Here is a 17,325-nt window from a genome sequence, read left to right as displayed (position 1 = left end):
AAGGCAAACACCGGGCAGAGGAATCTGCCTGAACATAATAATTCAGGAGTTCGGGGATGATGAAAAACATAGCGGCACTGGTTCTGGCAGCGGTGGCCATCCAGGCACAGGCCGAAAATCTTACGGTGGTGTCCTTTGGGGGCACCAACAAGGACGCACAGGATAAAGCGTTTTATAAGCCTTTCATGGCCTCGGGGAAGGACAGCATTGAAGCCGGTGAATATAACGGCGAAATGGCACGCATCCGCGCCATGGTTGAAACCAAACAGGTCGGCTGGGATGTTGTAGAACTGGAAACCCCGGAACTGGAGCGGGGCTGTGAAGAAGGGCTGTTTGAAACCCTGGACTGGAGCAAGTTAGGCAACAAAGCCGACTTTGCCAAGGGGAGCGTGAGCGAATGTGGTGCGGGCTTCTTCGTCTGGTCTACCGTACTGACCTACGATGGCAACAAGCTCAAAACCGCCCCCACCAGTTGGGCAGATTTTTGGGATGTGAAAAAATTCCCCGGCAAACGCGCCCTGCGTAAGAGCGCGAAATACACGCTGGAAATCGCGCTGATGGCGGACGGCGTGAAGCGCGAAGACGTTTACAAGGTGCTGGCAACCCCGGCGGGCGTCGATCGTGCCTTCAGGAAACTGGATGAGCTAAAGCCGAATATTCAGTGGTGGGAATCGGGCGCGCAGCCCCTGCAGTGGCTGGTTTCAGGCGACGTGACGCTGGCATCGGCCTATAACGGCCGCATCGGCACCGCTCAGGCAGAAGGTCATAATTTCAAAATCGTCTGGGACGGCAACCTGTACGACTTCGATAACTGGGCGATTGTGAAAGGCTCAAAGCACAAAGCGCTGGCAGAGAAATTTATCGCCTTCTCGCTGCAGCCCGAGAACCAAAAAGTGTATGCCGAAAATATTCCTTATGGCCCCGCCAATATCAAGGCAGGCAAACTGCTGACGGCCGATCGTCTGGCTCAGTTGCCAACGGCACCGGAAAACATGGCCAAAGCCGTTCAGGTTAACGCCACATTCTGGCTGGAACATGGCGAAGAGCTGGAACAGCGTTTTAACGCCTGGGCCGCGAAATAACCCGCTGCCGGACCCGCTCCGGCAGCCCCCTTTCAGGAGATCGGCATGAGTCAAAACCCCGTGATGAATTCAGCGCCCGTCAGACGTACGGAAGGCGCGTTCAGTCTGCGCCAGCAATTTAACCGGGCAGGTTGGTTAAAAACACAACGCTCCCTGTTTTTAGTTGCCCCGTTACTGATTTTCGTCGTGGTGTGCTTTTTGTTCCCCATCGGCTCTATCCTCAGTATGAGCGTCAATAACCCTGAGCTTCACGACGCACTTCCGCAAACCAGCCAGGCCCTGGCTAAATGGAACGGCAAGGCGCTGCCGGATGAAAGCCTGTTTGCCACGCTGGCGAAGGAAGTCAGCGCGGCGCGCGAGCAGGGCCAGATCTCTGGCATTGCGAAGCGATTGAGTTATGAAGACAATGCGTTTCGTCGCCTGATCCTGGCCGTGCCCCGCCAGGCCCCCGAGGATGGGGTTAACGTCAAAGCCACCCTCATTGATAAGCAGCCCCTGTGGGGCGAGCTGTCTACCTGGCAAACCCTCAAGCGCGTAGCCAAACCCTATACCAGCTATTACCTGCTGTCAGTGTTTGACCACAAGGTTGATGCAAAGACCGGCGACATCGTCGCGCAGTCCCCCGATCAGGCGCTTTATGTGAACGTTCTGCTACGTACGCTGTGGATGGCGACCGTGGTCACCTTGCTGTGCGTGGGCCTGGGCTATCCGCTGGCCTACTGGCTGGCGAAACAGCCGTCCAACCGCGCCAACCTGCTAATGATTATGGTGCTGTTGCCCTTCTGGACCTCATTGATCGTGCGTACCGCCAGCTGGATTGTCCTGCTGCAGTCAGGAGGATTAATTAACCGGACGCTGATGGCGACAGGGCTCATCGACAGTCCGCTCACGCTGGTGTTCAACCGGGTCGGCGTGTACATCTCTATGACGCATATCCTGCTGCCCTTCATCGTGCTGCCCTTGTATGCCGTCATGAAAGGGATATCGCCCAGCTATGTCCGGGCGGCCGTGTCGCTGGGTGCCCATCCCTTTGTGGCCTTCTGGCGCGTCTATGTCCCGCAGACCTATGCTGGGATTACCGCAGGCGCGCTGCTGGTGTTCATGATGGCGATTGGCTATTACGTTACGCCAGCGCTGTTGGGCGGGCCGGACGATCAAATGGTCAGCTACTTTGTCGCCTTTTTTACCAACAGCACCATGAACTGGGGCATGGCCGCCGCCCTAGGGAGCCAGTTGCTGATTATCGTGACGTTGCTGTATGTGGTGTATTCACGTGTCACCCGGACGTCATCCGAGGCGGCAGTACGTTAAGGAGCAAATGATGAAACAACAAGGTTCGACGTTGCTGCGGGTCTGGCGTTACCTGTTTAATTTTTACGGCGCAGCGGCACTGCTGTTTTTGATTGTGCCTGTTCTGGTCATTGTGCCGCTGTCGTTTAACGAAAGTTCGTTTCTGAGCTATCCGCTAAGTGGCTTTTCGCTGCGCTGGTACGAGGCCTTTTTTCACTCGAAGGAGTGGATAGGTGCGTTAATGAACAGCCTGCTGGTTGCGCCGCTAGCCACGCTACTGGCTAGCGTACTGGGCGTGCTGGCCGCCATGGGCCTGGTGCGCGGCGAGTTTCGCGGCAAAGGTCTGGTGATGGCAATTATTATCTCTCCCATGGTGGCACCCGTGGTGATCATCGCCGTTGGCATGTTTTTCTTCTTTGCCAAACTGTCACTGCTGAACAGCTACCTCGGGCTGGTGTTAGCCCATGCCCTGTTGGGCGTTCCTTTTGTGGTGATCACGGTGGTCGCCGTACTGAAAAGCTACGACACCAATCTGACGCGGGCCGCTGCCAGCCTCGGTGCCTCTCCGCTGCTGGCGTTTCGAAAAGTCACCCTGCCGCTGATTGCACCGGGCGTTTTTTCCGGGGCACTGTTCGCGTTTGCCACCTCATTTGATGAAGTTGTCGTGACGCTGTTTCTTGCCAGCCCAACGCAGCGGACGCTGCCGATTCAAATGTTTGCCGGTATTCGTGAAAACCTCGATCCCACTATCGCGGCCGCCGCCACAATCATGATTGCGGCTTCGCTCCTGTTACTGATCGTCATGGAAGTCCTGCGGCGGCGCGGGGAAAAGATGCGCCAGCCACAGCCGGTTTAGATAACAGTCAGCAAACCGGTTCAGGTTGTTAAACCGCCCACAGGGTTAACGTGTGGGCGGTTGTCTGATCTGGACAGTGCGCACCCAGCCCCTGTCAGCCTGGTCATGGGCAAAATCACGTCAGGGGCTGAACGGGCGGTACCACCACAGTTTGTTGAAACGGGCCAGCATGCTGTGCCGCATGTTCTACGGCACGCGCCACGTCGTTGAGCGCAAACGGCGTTATCGTCCAGTGGTGAAGATCGAGCTGCCCCTGCTGAATCAACTGAATTAATTTATGGCTGTCGGCACGTTCGTACATCCACTGCCCTTTGATCGTCACTAGGTTACGCATGATCCAGGGATAAGGCAGAGACAGCGGTTCTCCGCCCAACATCCCGACGCCGCCCATTAACACCGCCCGTCCGTAAGGCCGAACGCTCATGACCGCCGTACGCACCGCAGAGGCTGGCGCGGCGGGCGGAAGAAAATCCAGCACCATATCGATAAAGCCGCCCGCCGCCTGACAGGCTGCGAGATCCGTCTGCTCATCCCCTGTCAGGCGCACCGGAATAACCCGTGGACCAAAGCGCGCAACCAGATCCTGCAGTATCGCCGTATTGCGCCCCGTCGCAATGACCTTGCCTGCACCCATGGCCAACGCAATAGCCACGGCACTACTGCCAAAATTGCCAGTTGCGCCGCTCACCAGCAAGGTTTCCCCCGGCTCAAACCGACCAGCCTGCAATCCGCCATAGGCGATAAGCAGTGTATTAACCACGCACCAGGCCCTGGCATCATCTAGGGCCATCTCGCCCAGCGGTAAGGCATTCTCGGTGGGAATGCGGATTTTTTCGGCAAAGGATCCGTTACGATGATATTGCTGCAGTGCCAGGCCGCCTCCACCGCGTGCACTCCAGCCCTGCAGAACGATGTCAGGCATTAACGCACTGTCGCGCGATCTGACGGTAGGATCGCAAAAAACCCACATCCCTTTTTTCAGTTGGGTCGCGTCCGGGCCGGTTTCCAGCACTTTTCCCACGGCACCGCAGCCCGGTATGGCGGGCAGATCCAGTAAATAATGGCGCTGGCCGGAAAATACCTCATTGGTGTAACTCAGCACTGGGGCAGCGACAACCTCGACAAGGACCTCACCTGAACCGCAAACCGGTTCGGGCACATCCGAATAAACCAGGGGTTCGCCCCACGCTTTCAGAACGACAGCTTTCATTTTTCTCTCCTCACCTATCACAGGAGGTTGTAGTCTAGAGCGCCTAAAAGGGGTTATTCAGTGTCTGCCTTATCCCAGGACCCGCCACGCCCAGTCAGAGAGAAAACATGTCACTTAATAAGAATGTGGGTCTGTTTCTTCGAACGGTCAGAGAAACGACCTCGCCTGAGAAAGCCAAAATTCAGTCCAGTAAACCGAGGCGCACGCCGGGGTTACGTCGGGAAGAAGTGGCTGAACGCGCGGGCATCAGCGTTGACTGGTATACGCGCATTGAACAGGGCCGGGCCAATGCCGTGACCCACGAGACGCTGGAAAGGCTGGCAGATGCGCTGTCAATGAGCGACGACCAGGCGCAACACCTGCACAGGCTGGCAGCAGAGATAGCGACGACTGACATCACCAGCAACCTGCCTTCTTCGCTGCAGCTTATCGTTCAGCAGCAGCCGCTTCCTACCTACATCACCAATACGCTGCTGGATGTTTTGTGCTGGAATGCGCCGCTTGCGACGCTGCTGACCGATTTTGACGACCTGATGCCCGAATACCGCAATATCATATGGTTTATGTTTAATCATCCCGCAGCGCGCATAAACTTTGGCGAACGCTGGCACGATGAAGCAGAAAAGCTGGTTGCGCGTTTTCGCGTCCGTGTCGATCTGGAAAACGGCCATCCCCGGTTCCAGGCCAGGATCAGCCAACTGCTGCAGAACAGCGATTTCAAAGCGCTGTGGGACCAGTATCGGGTCATCAGCGGCAATGAAGGCATCAAGCAGTTCTCAGCTGAAGGGGGCGCGCTGAAAACCTGGCGTTATCACAGTTTTTATCTGCACGACTTTCCGGGGCTGAGAATGGTGACCTATGTGCCCTGCGCCTCTTCACCTGGCGCTGAAGATGACGCGCGACGTTGACTCATAGCCGCTTTCTCATTCTGGCAGGTCGAATAGTTACATGCGCCCTGTCCGACGCGGCTGCGCAAGGTGTGCCCTGGCACGGCGAGCGATCGACAAAAGGCGGGAAGTTGATCATCAGGCGAATGAGGCGGCGATCAACGCCGCGTGCCCGCTTTGCGAACGGCCACGACCGCCCGCAAAGCTAACAGAAGGTATCAGTGACTGTTTTCGTTGTTGCGGCTCAGCCACAGGGATAAGGCTTTGAGTGAATCATCGGTAAACTCATCACAGCGGGCGGTGATTTCATCCGGGGTCATCCAGAAAATTTCATCCACTTCTTCTTCCTGCATAGCAAAAGGGCCGTGCGACACACAGCTGAATAATCCTCCCCAGACGCGGCAATGCTCATCTTCAAAATAGAATTTGCCATGTTCTGCAAAAGGCACATCCGCAATGCCCAGCTCCTCTTCGGCTTCACGCCGCGCCGATTCAAGCATGTCTTCGCCACTCTGCACTACGCCGCCAGCCGTCGCATCCAGTTTGCCTGGCATAAAATCTTTGATTTCAGTACGGCGCTGAACCAGTATTTTCCCCATACCGTCATGAACCACGATATAGGTCGCGCGGTGACGTAAGCATTGCGCGCGCATCTGCGCACGCGTGGCCTGTGCAACGACTTCATTCTCTTCGCTTACGATATCGACCCATTCGATTTCGCCACCAGCAGTTTGATCCACCATCCGTAACCCTTTCCTGTTTAGCGTGTCTTTATGCACGCGCTGTTTGCCACACCTATATCATAGTGTGTCGTAAGGTAATCACTTATGACAACTTGAGCAAGCGCCGATCGCTAGCGATTTTTACCGCTTTCCGTTAGCCATAACTGTACTGATGCCCGCTGCCATTGAAACTCAGCATAGTGCTGCAAACGCGCAGGCAAGGTATCGCCATGCAGCGCCAGTCGATTAAGCATGACAGCCAAATCGGTATCTGCAATGCACCACTCACCAAATAAATTTTGCTGACGTTCTGGCAACAGGCGCTGAACAGCGGCAATCAGTTTTTCGGCGGCCTCAACGGCTGCAGGCGACAAGGGCGCAAAGCGCTCACCGGCAAATAACACCTCGGTAGGGCGCTCCTGGCGAATGGGCAGCAGATCGCTGCGCAGCCAGGCCTGAATTTGCCGGGCGCGGGCGCGTTTCTCGCGATCTTTGGGATAGAGGCGTTCAAATTCAGGGGCAGCAAAACGCTCTTCGAGGTATTCGCAGATGGCCGATGATTCACTCAGCATAAAGTCATCGACCTGTAAGGTCGGGACGCGGCAGGTTAACGACAGATCGCGATAGGCCTCAGCACGCTGCTGGTTTTGCGATAAATCGATACGCTTTACGCTAAAAGGCACCCCTTTTTCGCTGAGCGCAACATAAGCCGACATGACATAAGGACTAAAGAAAGATGAATCTGACCACAGGGTGATGGAGGGGTAATTCATCTGCTACCTCAAATAGCTGACAGGGGTGCATCATCTTTACCGATTTTTATTTCTGAAAACAACCAGGCGCTGGTCCGATGTTTGCGCTCAACTGACTAAATTACGAAGCGGCTCACGCCACACGGGTACGACTCTTCTATGATGAAGTAAGCAAAAAATAAAAATTCAGACGGAGCCGCACTATGCATATCTTAATTACTGGTGGAACCGGGCTTATTGGCCGCCATCTTATTCCACGTCTGCAACAGCGTGGCGACACGGTCAGCGTGGTCACGCGCGACGTTGCCGCTGCACGAGACATGCTGGGGGAAGATATCGCGCTCTGGTCAGGCCTGGCGCAACAGCACTCGCTGGATGGCGTGGATGCCGTTATCAACCTGGCCGGTGAACCCATCGCGGATAAACGCTGGACAGAGGCCCACAAACGGCAGCTGTGCGAGAGCCGCTGGCAGATAACGGAGCGCATTGCCTCCCTGATTAACGCCAGTACCACGCCACCGCGCGTCTTGATTTCGGGATCGGCAACGGGCTTTTATGGCAACACGGGCGACGTGGTATTAACCGAGGACGATCCCGGACAGAACGAGTTTACCCACGAACTTTGCGCCCGTTGGGAACAGCTGGCGCTGACCGCGCAGAGTGAGCGCACCCGCGTCTGCCTGCTGCGTACCGGCGTGGTGCTGACGCGAGAAGGCGGCGCGTTGAGTAAAATGAAGCTGCCGTTTAAGCTGGGAATTGGTGGCCCGATTGGCAGCGGCAAACAGTATATGCCGTGGATCCACATTGATGACATGGTCAGCGGCATTCTGTGGCTGCTCGACGATGATGCCTGTAGCGGCCCTTTTAACATGGTTGCGCCCTACGCCGTGCGCAATGAGCAGTTTGCCGCTACCCTGGGTGAGGTGATGCACCGCCCGGCTTTCATGCGCACGCCCGCCAGTGCGATCAAGCTGATGATGGGAGAATCGTCTGTACTGGTGCTGGGTGGGCAACATGTGCTGCCAAAACGGCTGGAGGCGTCGGGTTTTCGCTTCCGCTGGTATGAGCTGCAGAATGCATTACAGGATGTGGTGAAAAGCTGAGGATCAGGGGAGCACTCGCTCCCCTTCCCTTTTTTACTGAGAGGTGACCGCGGTTTTCGACTTCACCGTGGAACGCAGCGCGCCGTGATTCGGTTGCGGTACGCGGATGATAAAGGTCAGCACACCGGCAAACACATACAGGCAGGTGTAAGCCCATACCACGCCGACGATATCAAAGAACGGCAGCATCATGGAGGCGATGGCGGGCGCAACAAAATTGCTCATGCCTGCAGACAGGTTATACACCGAGACGGCCGCGCCCTGATGATGGGGCTCCAGCGTAGGGAAAACCGCCGTCATGGGCACAAAGGCCGCCACGAAAATGCCCAGCATCACGGCAGGAATCAGGGCGACCAGGAAATTGTGACCGGCATAGACAGGCAGGTAATAGAACGCCAGGCTGGAGATCGCCATGCCGAGGCAGCCAAACCAGCGCACCTGGCGAATCCAGCCAATACGTTCACCCATGATGCCCCAGAAGATATTGGTAAAAATGGTGACAAAAAAGAACACCGCCCAAATCTGCAGCCACTCTGAGAGCGTAAACCCAAGCCGATCCACAAACAGCAGCGGCATAATGATGGCAAAGCCAAACAGCGACAGCGTATTAATAATGCGGATCAGACAGGCGTAAAACACATGCTGGTTGGTGAACAGGATAGTCACCGCACGCGACATTTCCGTCATTTTTTCCCGCAGGGGTAAGTTGACGCGAGAACGATCGACCGGCACGTTGCGCAGGCTAAAATAGGCCAGCAAGCCGCCACAGGTTACCCAGCCAATCGCCAGCCAGAGCGTGCCGGTTTCACCAATGGAAGGAATGATCAGGCTGGGCAGATAGCTCCCGACCACGCCGATGCCCACCGAATACATCGCCCAGAACCAGCCCGTGGCGGCCGCCAGCCGTTCCCGTGGCAGCACCTGCACCAGCAGCAACATAAATGAGTAGATGAACAGCGGATAGGCCAGGCCACGGATACCGTAAAACAGCAGCATAAGAGGATAATTGCGCATCCCCAGCCCCAGGCTCATAAACAGGGCGTGCATGACAACCCACAAGATAAAACCGATCAGCATAGCGCGCTGCGGCGTAATCAGTTCCGCCACCACACCGGATGCCCAGGCGGCCAGCGCCACCGCTAAACCGTAAAAGGTAAACACCAGCGCCGACTGCCCCGGCGTGAATCCCATATCGGTAATATGGCGTGACAGGAACGCCATCTCGAAACCGTCACCTGCCATAAAAACAGCGATGGCGACAAATCCCCAGATCAGATGTTTGGGCAAGCCAAACCAGTACGCAGTAGAGTGCATGACGATCGTCCTTCTCTGTTTGGTTACAGGTTAATCAGGCCAGCGAACGGGACTGAGAGTGTTGACGGTAAAGCTCACGGAACTGAGCCAGCCGTTGCTGCAGCCCCTGACGAACCTCAGGATTGGGCAGGAAGCGCGCCTGTATCGGGGGTTTAAGACACACCTGCGCTTCATCACCGCCCTTAGCCAGCCAGGCCAGGCGCGCCGCGCCCAGTGCACCGGATGCGCTGGCGGGATGCGTCACGACAGGCAGCGTCAGCACATCGGCGATCAGTTGCGCCCACAGGCTGCTGCGCGCGCCGCCGCCGGTCAGGCTGAACTGGGTAATGGCACGCCGTCCTTCCCCTAAGACGGTCAGGCCGTCGGCCAGGCCAAAGGCTACGCCTTCGAGCACCGCATAGCCCAGTAAGGCACGCTGGGTTTCGTGCCGCAGATAAAAAAACGCGCCCGTCGCATCAGGATCGTTGTGCGGGGTACGTTCTCCAGAGAGATAAGGCAAGAAAAGCGGGGCCTGCTGTTTTTGTGCCGGACCCAGCGCAGCAATCTCTTCCAGCAGTTGGTTTTCACTGACCGAGAGCAACTGGCACAGCCAGCGCAGGCAGCTTGCGGCGCTGAGCATGACGCTCATCTGGTGCCAGCGGTCAGGCAGCGCATGGCAGAAAGCGTGCACGCCTGACTGCGGATCGGCCTGCAGCCGGTCATTAACCACAAAGATGACGCCAGAGGTGCCAAGTGAAATAAACGCATCGCCAGGATTCACGGCGCCCACGCCAACCGCCGAGGTGGCATTATCCCCGCCGCCGCCTGCAATGATGACCGACGAGGAGAGCCCCCATTCGTCGGCAATCGCCGGCCGTAACGTGCCGCTGACGGCATTCCCTTCGACGAGTGCAGGCATCTGGTCACGACGCATTCCCGTTGCGGACAGCAGTGCCGCTGACCAGTCGCGTTTGGCGACGTCCAGCCATAAGGTGCCTGCGGCATCCGAGGGATCGGTGACAAAGCGCCCGGTCAGGCGCCAGCGCAGGTAATCTTTTGGCAATAACACTTTGCTAATGCGGCGAAAGCAGTCAGGCTCATGCCGGGCCACCCAGCACAGCTTTGGGGCCGTGAAGCCCGGCATGATCATGTTGCTGCTAATGTGCATGATTTCGGGATGATGCTGACCCAGCCAGTGGCATTCTGCCGCGCTGCGCGTGTCATTCCACAGAATGCAGGGCCGTAAAACCTCACCCTGCTCATCCAGCAGCACCGCTCCGTGCATTTGTCCTGACAGCCCAATCGCCTCTATCGCAGACCAGGCCAGAGGTGCCTGCTGACGCAGACGCGTGATGACCTGATGGCAGGCGCGCCACCAGTCATGCGGGTCCTGCTCTGCCCAGTGCGGATGGGGGCGCTGCACGGCCAGGGCGGCATGTTCCGATGCCACGATCTCGCCCTGCGCATTCACGATCAGCGCTTTAAGCTCAGAGGTGCCGATATCGATACCCAGATACATATTCGCCCCCTAAACCACGGCCAGCGGTTGTTCTGGCTGGACTTGCCACGTTTCCAGCCCGGCGACGGTGGTGCTAAGCCGCGCATGAAAATCCTGTGATGTGGCCAGCTCAGCAAACAGGGACGTCTGGGTCATGTAAGCCTGTAACGGATCGGCATGGGCAAACCACTGCTGTACCACTTCAGGTTGCAGCACGCCATCCTGATAGTCATAAGGCAGCTCGCCACTGGCCCAGCGTTGCAAAAACAGATAGAACAGCGCCGGGAGCACCAGGCTGGCCGCAGGCGGCGTGCCGCGCTGATAGCATTCCCGTAGCGTCGGCGTCACCATGGCGGGAATTTTTGACAGACCGTCAGCCGCCACACGTTGGTTGGTATCTTTTATCCACGGATTGCTAAAGCGGGACAGGACAACATCCCGATACTCCGCCAGGTTGAGCGGGCTGGGTGAAAGTGAAGGTATGACATCCTGTGAGACATATTCCCATGCCATCTGGTGGATGGCTTTCTGACGGGTGCTTTCATCAATGTAAAGCAAACCGATAAGCGTGCCCGCCCAGGCAATGGCGCTGTGGGTGGCGTTAAGAATACGAATCTTGGCTTCTTCCCAGGGCAACACCGACTCGACCAGCTCGACGCCCACCTGCTCCAGCGCCGGACGCCCGGCAATAAAATCGTCTTCGATCACCCACTGGATAAAGGACTCCGCCATCACCGGCACCGCATCATCTTTACCGGTTGCCGCCTGAACGCGCTCCGCGACGTCAGGCGTGGGACGCGGGGTGATTCGATCCACCATGGTATTCGGCGAGGTGGTGTTGTCACGCACCCAGGCGGCCAGCTCACCTGCCCCTTTTGCCGCAAGGAAGGCCAAAAAACCCTGACGGAAACGCTCACCGTTGTGGCGCAGATTGTCGCAGTTCAACAGGGTCACGGGCGCCCCACCGTTGACGACGCGTGCCGTCAGGATACGCGCCAGCGCGCCATACAAGGTTCGCGCCTCGCCATTCAGATCCGCCTGAATATCGGGCTGCTGCAGGTCAAGCTCATGTTCCGGTGTTAAATAGTAACCCGCTTCGGTCACGGTGAAGGCGATTACCCGGGTGCATGGATCGGCGCCCTGCTGCACCAGCGCGCTGATCTCTTTGTCCCACGGCAGAACCTGCCGAATGGAGGTAATGGTCTCGTAGTGACGCTCGCCCTCAGGCGTGACCGTCTCCAGCACATATTCCCCTTGCTGGGCGGTTAGCTGCGTCAGCAACGGCGTTGCGTCATCGCGGATATTGCCCAGCGCGATATGCCAGCGGCTGTCGCCCTGCTGCATCAGGCGGTGCAGATACCATGCCTGATGGGCACGATGGAAAGAGCCTGCGCCGATATGCATCCAAACTGATGGTGTCATCATGACCTCTTTAGGCATTTGTTTAAATTAAGGGCATTTGCCCGATGCACATATGTTAATCAGAGGTAACGTCAAGGTTCTGTGATTAATTTCACATTTAAGACATTGGCCCGTTAATTGAGCTTTTGCCCTGATAGGCTTTTAAACAGATTGCGCGATAAAATGGCGATCCGCAGAGAAGGGAATGGCGCAATGAACAAAGAAGAGAAGAAACAGGAGTTGGCGGCGCGTGCCGCCTGGATGTATTACGTCGCTGGGTTAACACAGCAGGAGATCGCCCGGGCACTGGGATTGTCGCGCCAGGTGGCCCAGCGTTTGATTTCCGGGGCGCGTGAAATGGGCATGGTCAGCGTAAAGATCGCCCACCCCGTGACGCACTGCCTGCGTCTGGCGCACGACGTGCAGGAGAAATTTGGCCTGCAGCACTGCCGCGTGGTGCCTTCCGGCGATCTGGACGACAATGCCATACAGCAAATGCTGGCGGTAGAAGGCGCAGAGGTGATGTCGCAGTTTATCAATAACGACGAGCCGCAGGTGTTTGGCATCGGTTCGGGAAAAACCCTGCGTGCCATTATTGATGCGCTTCCCTGGGTTGAACGACCGCAGCATCACTGTGTTTCCATGATTGGGGCCATCGCCCGCGACGATTCAGGCACCCGCTACGACGTGCCGCTTAAGCTGTCTGAAAAAATGCAGGGCAAGTATTTCTTCATTCCCGCCCCGCTGTTCGCCGACAGCCCAGACGATAAGCAGATGTGGTGCCGGCATCAGGTCTATCAGCGCGTGGTCAACCGTGCACGACAGGCCCACGTCACCTTTTTGGGAATTGGGGAGGTCAATCCCGGCTGCCCGCTCCATGCCGAAGGCTTTATCACAGACAGCCAGGTGCAGGCGCTGAATGCGCGCGGCGTGGTCGGTGAAATGCTCGGTCATTTCTTCAATCAGCAGGGCGAACGCGTGTTAGGGGAAACCGATGCGCTGTTAACCAGCGTGGCGCTGGAAAGCCAGACGACGCGCAATATCATCGGCTTTGCCGGCGGGGAGCGAAAATATGCCGCTATTCAGGCGGCGTTGAACGGCGGCTGGATATCGGGCCTGGTGACCGATGAAGCCACCGCCGTGCGCCTGCTGAATAACCGATAGCTTGCCTACTTAAGCGATCCCTTCAGGAACTGCTGTAAGCGCGGGCTCTTGGGCTGACCAAATAATTCAGCCGGTGGCCCCTGCTCCTCAATTTTCCCCTGATGCAGGAAAATGACGTGGCTGGAGACGTGACGGGCAAATTCCATTTCGTGCGTGACCACCACCATGGTTTTCCCCTCTTCGGCCAGCTTCTGCATAATACGCAGCACTTCGCCGACCAGCTCAGGATCCAGGGCTGAGGTGGGCTCATCAAATAACAGCACCTCCGGCTCCATCGCCAGCGCGCGGGCAATGGAGACGCGCTGCTGCTGCCCTCCCGAGAGATGGACGGGATATTTTCCCTGCGCGCGCTCGTCGATGCCGACCTTGTTCAAATAGGTAATCGCGCGCTCACGTGCCTGCGCTTTACTCAGGCCCAGCACCTGAATCGGCGCTTCCATAACGTTTTCCAGCACCGTCATGTGGCTCCACAGGTTGAAATGCTGAAAGACCATGGTCAGACGGGTACGAAGCAGGCGCAGTTGCTCCTTGTCTGCCACCTTCAGCTGGCCGTCCGTATCGCGTACCAGGGTAATAGCGGTCTTGTTGACCACAATGGTGCCTTCACTCGGCTTTTCGAGGAAGTTAATACAGCGCAGAAAGGTACTTTTCCCGGAACCCGACGAGCCAATAATACTGATGACATCGCCCGCATTGGCGTTCAATGACACACCTTTTAATACTTCATGTTCACCGTAACGTTTATGCAGGTCGGTGACGCTTAATTTGTTATCAGCCATAGTCTTACTCAATGCGATGAAGAAGGTTTCACGTGCGCCAACCAACGACGTTCCGCAAGACGAAACAGGCTAATCAGCACGTAAGAAATAATCAGGTATAACACGGCCGCAATGCCAAACGCGGTAAAGGGCTGATAGGTTGCCGCGTTAATGTCCCTGGCGATTTTCAGCAAATCAGGCACGGTTGCGGTAAAGGCCAGTGCGGTAGAGTGCAGCATGAGTATGACTTCGTTGCTGTAAACCGGTAAGGCCGTGCGCAGTGCAGAAGGCAAAATAATGCAGCGATACAGTTTAAAGGTCGAGAAGCCATAGGCTCGCGCCGCTTCGATTTCACCGTGTGGCACGGCACGAATCGCCCCGGCGAAAATTTCCGTGGTGTAAGCGCAGGTATTAAGGGTAAACGCCAGTAGCGTACAGTTCAGGCCGCTGCGGAAAAACTCATTCAGTAGCTCTGTGCCTTTCACGATTTCCAGCGTATACATGCCGGAATAGAACACCAGCAGTTGCACATAGAGTGGCGTACCGCGAAACACATAGGTAAAGAGCCACACCGGCAGGCTGATAAAACGATTGGGTGATACACGCGCAATCGCCAGCAACACGGCCATGCAGCCGCCCAGTACGACCGAGACAATCAGCAGCCATAGCGTAATCGCCACGCCTGTGAAGCGATAACCGTCTGTCCAGAGCAGCGACTTCCAGTATTCGTGAATAATCTCGATCATAGCTCCGCCCTCTTCACGCCGACCGTGTAGCGGCGATTGAGCCACCAGAGAATGCCGTTAGACAAGGTGGTAAAGACCAGATAAATCACGCCCGCCACGATAGCAAAATAAAACGGCTGCCACGTGCTTTTACCTGCCAACTGCGTGGCTTTTACCACATCCTCCAGCCCCAACAGGGAAACCAGCGCCGTGGCTTTCAGGATCACCTGCCAGTTATTACCGATGCCGGGCAGCGCGTAGCGCATCATCGCCGGGAACAGGATACGGCGGAAAACCTGCGAACCGGTAAAACCAAACGCCGTGGCGGCTTCAATCTGCCCTTTTGGCACCGCCATAAAGGCGCCACGGAAGGTTTCGGTAAAATAGGCGCCATAGATAAAGCCCAGGGTGATGATACCGGCCACCATGGGATCGATATCGAACTGGGTCAGGCCAAGCGCATCGGTGAGATGGTTGAGAGCGATCTGCAGGCCGTAGAAAATCAGCAGCATCAGAACGAGGTCAGGCACGCCACGAATCAGCGTCGTGTAGCCCTCAAAAATCAGTGACAGCAGGCGATTGCGCGACAGCTTCGCGCCTGCGCCAATCAGACCCAGGATCACCGCCAGCAGCACCGAGCTCAGGGCGAGCTCAAGCGTGACCAGCGTGCCTTTTAAAATGACATCAGAGTAGCCATACAACATGGAAAAAGTCCTGTCGTGGGGTGGAAACGACGCTGCGCCGTCGTGCAGACGGGCAGCGCAGCTTCTGTTCTCGCATAGCCGATGACACAGGGTTGCTCCGACCAGAGAGATCGGGACAACCCAGGGCTTATTCTGTTATGCGAACAACAGAGGCGAGGACGACAGATCAGTCACCGTACACGTTGAAATTAAAGTATTTCTTCGCAATTTTGTCGTAGGTACCGTCTTTACGCATTGATTCAAATGCTTTATCGATGGCCGCTTTCAACTCGGTATCGTCTTTACGTAATCCCATACCGGTTCCGACACCGAAGATTTTATCGTCTTTCACGGCCGGACCTGCGAACGCATAGCTTTTACCGACAGGCTGTTTCAGGAAGCCTTCGGCGGCCTGGACTTCGTCCTGGAAGGCGGCGTCAATGCGGCCGGCGGTCAGATCCTGATAGACCAGATCCTGGTTGGCATAAGGCGTTACGGTCACGCCTTTTGGACGCCAGTACTCATTCGCGTAGGTTTCCTGAGTAGTGCCCTGCAGCACGCCGATGTTTTTGCCTTTCAGCGCCTCAGGCGTCGGCTCGATTTTTGATCCTTTCGGCGCGACTAAGCGTGCGTTAGCGGCATACAGTTTGTCTGAGAACGCAATCTCTTCCTGACGTTTAGCGGTGATGGACAGCGAGGAGATGATGGCATCGATTTTCTTCGCTTTCAGCGACGGAATCAGCGCATCAAAATCGCTTTCTACATAGGTACACTTGGTCTGGATACGTTTACAGATTTCGTTAGCCAGGTCGATATCAAAACCAACCAGCTGTCCTTGCGCGTTTTTCGACTCAAACGGCGGATATGTTGGGTCAGTGCCGACACGAATCGAGGTCGGTACTGCTGCAAATACGCTGGCCGCACTGGACAGGCCCAACATTAAAGAAAGAGCCAGAACACGCTTCTTCATAGATTACCCTCAAGTAAATTGCTTATTGTTATGTGATGCATGATGTGTGTTTGCGACGAACACTGCCTTTTCCTGTGCATGTTTCATGCCAGTTCTGCAGTTTTGCCGTCTGCCCAGCCGCCCGTTTGGTGACGAAAAGACTGGGTTTGTGAAAGGAATATATCAGTGATGTCGCAGAGAAAAAGCGATGTTGTGAACTTTTAGTTCAAGAAATGCAGGAACAGTGATCGCTCCCGCGTTTCTGCACCAAAGAAGGGCGAAAGAACACGCTTATGCACCTTGCCAGCGCACAAACAAGTCCTGCGGTAGTTCAATATCAAACTGATCAATGACCCGATTAACGGTCTGATCGACAAGCTGCTCGATAGTGGTTGGACGGTGGTAAAACGCCGGCACCGGCGGCATGATGATGGCCCCCAGTTCGGCCGCAGTCGTCATCATGCGCAGATGACCAATATGCAGCGGGGTTTCACGTACGCACAGGACCAGTTTACGCTGCTCTTTCAGCACCACGTCTGCTGCGCGCGTCAGCAGCGAGTCGCTGTAGCTGTGAACAATACCGGACAGGGTTTTCATTGAGCACGGCAGGATCACCATGCCCAACGTTTTGAACGACCCGGAGGAGATACTGGCGGCAATGTCCCGCACGTCATGAACCACGTCGGCCAGCGCCTGGACGTCCCGCAGGCTGTAGTCGCTTTCCAGGCTCAGCGTCTGACGTGCCGCATGGCTGATGATCAGATGGGTTTCCACGTCGCTGATCTGCTGCAAGACCTGCAATAGCCGGACGCCATAGATCACGCCGCTTGCGCCCGAAATACCAATAATGAGTCGTTTCATCGTTCAACCTTGCAGTGGCAAAGTGCACCATAATAGCGCAGACCGGCAGAAAACACAGAGGGCGGGATAAATCCCGCCCTCCTTTTTGCAT

Annotated in this window: 17 protein-coding genes; 6 read left to right on the top strand and 11 right to left on the bottom strand. The window is 56.3% G+C overall.

What is annotated here, in order from left to right:
• The first annotated feature begins 56 nt into the window (after window positions 1–56).
• The 3 genes from PAGR_RS07110 to PAGR_RS07100 are packed head-to-tail and all read left to right on the top strand — an operon-like array spanning window position 57 to window position 3,228.
• A complete protein-coding gene (locus PAGR_RS07110; RefSeq protein WP_013026527.1) occupies window positions 57–1,082 on the top strand; it encodes an ABC transporter substrate-binding protein in 1,026 nt (341 codons plus the stop codon).
• Window positions 1,083–1,127: 45 nt separating this feature from the next.
• Window positions 1,128–2,393: an ABC transporter permease gene (locus PAGR_RS07105; protein ID WP_014605374.1), complete on the top strand. Its 1,266-nt coding sequence runs from the start codon at window positions 1,128–1,130 to the stop codon at window positions 2,391–2,393.
• A gap of 10 nt (window positions 2,394–2,403) precedes the next feature.
• The gene (locus PAGR_RS07100; RefSeq protein WP_014605373.1) at window positions 2,404–3,228 is read left to right on the top strand and encodes an ABC transporter permease; all 825 of its coding nucleotides are present in this window, start codon (window positions 2,404–2,406) and stop codon (window positions 3,226–3,228) included.
• Window positions 3,229–3,343: 115 nt separating this feature from the next.
• Here PAGR_RS07100 and PAGR_RS07095 read toward each other — a convergent pair whose 3' ends face one another.
• Window positions 3,344–4,438 (bottom strand): quinone oxidoreductase family protein, encoded by a 1,095-nt coding sequence (locus PAGR_RS07095; RefSeq protein WP_014605372.1) that lies wholly within the window; start codon window positions 4,436–4,438, stop codon window positions 3,344–3,346.
• Between the two features lie 107 nt (window positions 4,439–4,545).
• Here PAGR_RS07095 and PAGR_RS07090 point away from each other — a divergent pair, with 107 nt between their 5' ends.
• Window positions 4,546–5,346, top strand: a complete 801-nt coding sequence (locus PAGR_RS07090) for a helix-turn-helix transcriptional regulator (RefSeq protein ID WP_014605371.1) — start codon at window positions 4,546–4,548, stop codon at window positions 5,344–5,346.
• Between the two features lie 197 nt (window positions 5,347–5,543).
• Here the strand turns inward: PAGR_RS07090 and yfcD are convergent, their stop codons facing one another.
• A complete protein-coding gene (yfcD, locus tag PAGR_RS07085) occupies window positions 5,544–6,068 on the bottom strand; it encodes an NUDIX hydrolase YfcD (RefSeq protein ID WP_014594178.1) in 525 nt (174 codons plus the stop codon).
• A 110-nt stretch (window positions 6,069–6,178) separates the two neighbouring features.
• Window positions 6,179–6,820, bottom strand: a complete 642-nt coding sequence (gene yfcF / locus PAGR_RS07080; protein WP_014594179.1) for a glutathione transferase — start codon at window positions 6,818–6,820, stop codon at window positions 6,179–6,181.
• A gap of 182 nt (window positions 6,821–7,002) precedes the next feature.
• On the opposite strand from yfcF, the gene PAGR_RS07075 reads away from it, so the two are divergent.
• Window positions 7,003–7,902 carry a TIGR01777 family oxidoreductase gene (locus PAGR_RS07075; protein WP_014605370.1) on the top strand — a complete coding sequence of 300 codons (900 nt, stop codon included), beginning with the start codon at window positions 7,003–7,005 and terminating at the stop codon, window positions 7,900–7,902.
• A 33-nt stretch (window positions 7,903–7,935) separates the two neighbouring features.
• Here PAGR_RS07075 and PAGR_RS07070 read toward each other — a convergent pair whose 3' ends face one another.
• From PAGR_RS07070 to dalD, 3 genes are read right to left on the bottom strand one after another with little or no spacing between them, the layout of a single operon-like run.
• Entirely contained in the window at window positions 7,936–9,216 is a 1,281-nt protein-coding gene (locus tag PAGR_RS07070; protein WP_013026533.1) for an MFS transporter, read from the bottom strand.
• A gap of 34 nt (window positions 9,217–9,250) precedes the next feature.
• A complete protein-coding gene (gene xylB, locus PAGR_RS07065; protein WP_014605369.1) occupies window positions 9,251–10,714 on the bottom strand; it encodes a xylulokinase in 1,464 nt (487 codons plus the stop codon).
• Window positions 10,715–10,723: 9 nt separating this feature from the next.
• On the bottom strand, window positions 10,724–12,115 hold the full coding sequence (gene dalD / locus PAGR_RS07060; RefSeq protein WP_014605368.1) for a D-arabinitol 4-dehydrogenase: 1,392 nt from the start codon (window positions 12,113–12,115) through the stop codon (window positions 10,724–10,726).
• A 192-nt stretch (window positions 12,116–12,307) separates the two neighbouring features.
• Here dalD and PAGR_RS07055 point away from each other — a divergent pair, with 192 nt between their 5' ends.
• Window positions 12,308–13,258: a sugar-binding transcriptional regulator gene (locus tag PAGR_RS07055; RefSeq protein WP_014605367.1), complete on the top strand. Its 951-nt coding sequence runs from the start codon at window positions 12,308–12,310 to the stop codon at window positions 13,256–13,258.
• A 5-nt stretch (window positions 13,259–13,263) separates the two neighbouring features.
• Here the strand turns inward: PAGR_RS07055 and hisP are convergent, their stop codons facing one another.
• The 5 genes from hisP to PAGR_RS07030 form a co-directional block, all read right to left on the bottom strand.
• On the bottom strand, window positions 13,264–14,037 hold the full coding sequence (hisP, locus tag PAGR_RS07050; protein ID WP_013026537.1) for a histidine ABC transporter ATP-binding protein HisP: 774 nt from the start codon (window positions 14,035–14,037) through the stop codon (window positions 13,264–13,266).
• Between the two features lie 8 nt (window positions 14,038–14,045).
• Window positions 14,046–14,762, bottom strand: a complete 717-nt coding sequence (locus tag PAGR_RS07045) for an ABC transporter permease (RefSeq protein WP_014605366.1) — start codon at window positions 14,760–14,762, stop codon at window positions 14,046–14,048.
• Entirely contained in the window at window positions 14,759–15,445 is a 687-nt protein-coding gene (locus tag PAGR_RS07040) for a histidine ABC transporter permease HisQ (RefSeq protein WP_013026539.1), read from the bottom strand. Before PAGR_RS07040 ends, PAGR_RS07045 begins: the two co-directional genes overlap by 4 nt.
• Window positions 15,446–15,611: 166 nt before the next feature.
• Window positions 15,612–16,394, bottom strand: coding sequence for a lysine/arginine/ornithine ABC transporter substrate-binding protein ArgT (gene argT / locus PAGR_RS07035; protein WP_014594186.1), 783 nt, complete (start codon window positions 16,392–16,394; stop codon window positions 15,612–15,614).
• Between the two features lie 270 nt (window positions 16,395–16,664).
• Window positions 16,665–17,234 carry a UbiX family flavin prenyltransferase gene (locus PAGR_RS07030; RefSeq protein WP_013026541.1) on the bottom strand — a complete coding sequence of 190 codons (570 nt, stop codon included), beginning with the start codon at window positions 17,232–17,234 and terminating at the stop codon, window positions 16,665–16,667.
• Window positions 17,235–17,325 lie beyond the last annotated feature (91 nt).

Source organism: Pantoea ananatis PA13 (genome assembly GCF_000233595.1).
GTDB lineage: Bacteria > Pseudomonadota > Gammaproteobacteria > Enterobacterales > Enterobacteriaceae > Pantoea > Pantoea ananatis.
Note: the sequence above shows the minus strand (reverse complement) of the source record. Positions and strands in the feature narration are given on the sequence as shown.

Bases quoted from the DNA above. Each gene is read 5' to 3' on its own strand.
- PAGR_RS07040 (WP_013026539.1), bottom strand. From the start codon at position 15,445: ATGTTGTATGGCTACTCTGATGTCATTTTAAAAGGCACGCTGGTCACG.
- PAGR_RS07090 (WP_014605371.1), top strand. From the start codon at position 4,546: ATGTCACTTAATAAGAATGTGGGTCTGTTTCTTCGAACGGTCAGAGAA.
- PAGR_RS07075 (WP_014605370.1), top strand. From the start codon at position 7,003: ATGCATATCTTAATTACTGGTGGAACCGGGCTTATTGGCCGCCATCTT.
- PAGR_RS07105 (WP_014605374.1), top strand. From the start codon at position 1,128: ATGAGTCAAAACCCCGTGATGAATTCAGCGCCCGTCAGACGTACGGAA.
- PAGR_RS07055 (WP_014605367.1), top strand. From the start codon at position 12,308: ATGAACAAAGAAGAGAAGAAACAGGAGTTGGCGGCGCGTGCCGCCTGG.
- yfcF (WP_014594179.1), bottom strand. From the start codon at position 6,820: ATGAATTACCCCTCCATCACCCTGTGGTCAGATTCATCTTTCTTTAGT.
- dalD (WP_014605368.1), bottom strand. From the start codon at position 12,115: ATGACACCATCAGTTTGGATGCATATCGGCGCAGGCTCTTTCCATCGT.
- yfcD (WP_014594178.1), bottom strand. From the start codon at position 6,068: ATGGTGGATCAAACTGCTGGTGGCGAAATCGAATGGGTCGATATCGTA.
- PAGR_RS07030 (WP_013026541.1), bottom strand. From the start codon at position 17,234: ATGAAACGACTCATTATTGGTATTTCGGGCGCAAGCGGCGTGATCTAT.
- PAGR_RS07110 (WP_013026527.1), top strand. From the start codon at position 57: ATGATGAAAAACATAGCGGCACTGGTTCTGGCAGCGGTGGCCATCCAG.
- PAGR_RS07045 (WP_014605366.1), bottom strand. From the start codon at position 14,762: ATGATCGAGATTATTCACGAATACTGGAAGTCGCTGCTCTGGACAGAC.
- PAGR_RS07100 (WP_014605373.1), top strand. From the start codon at position 2,404: ATGAAACAACAAGGTTCGACGTTGCTGCGGGTCTGGCGTTACCTGTTT.
- argT (WP_014594186.1), bottom strand. From the start codon at position 16,394: ATGAAGAAGCGTGTTCTGGCTCTTTCTTTAATGTTGGGCCTGTCCAGT.
- PAGR_RS07095 (WP_014605372.1), bottom strand. From the start codon at position 4,438: ATGAAAGCTGTCGTTCTGAAAGCGTGGGGCGAACCCCTGGTTTATTCG.
- PAGR_RS07070 (WP_013026533.1), bottom strand. From the start codon at position 9,216: ATGCACTCTACTGCGTACTGGTTTGGCTTGCCCAAACATCTGATCTGG.
- xylB (WP_014605369.1), bottom strand. From the start codon at position 10,714: ATGTATCTGGGTATCGATATCGGCACCTCTGAGCTTAAAGCGCTGATC.
- hisP (WP_013026537.1), bottom strand. From the start codon at position 14,037: ATGGCTGATAACAAATTAAGCGTCACCGACCTGCATAAACGTTACGGT.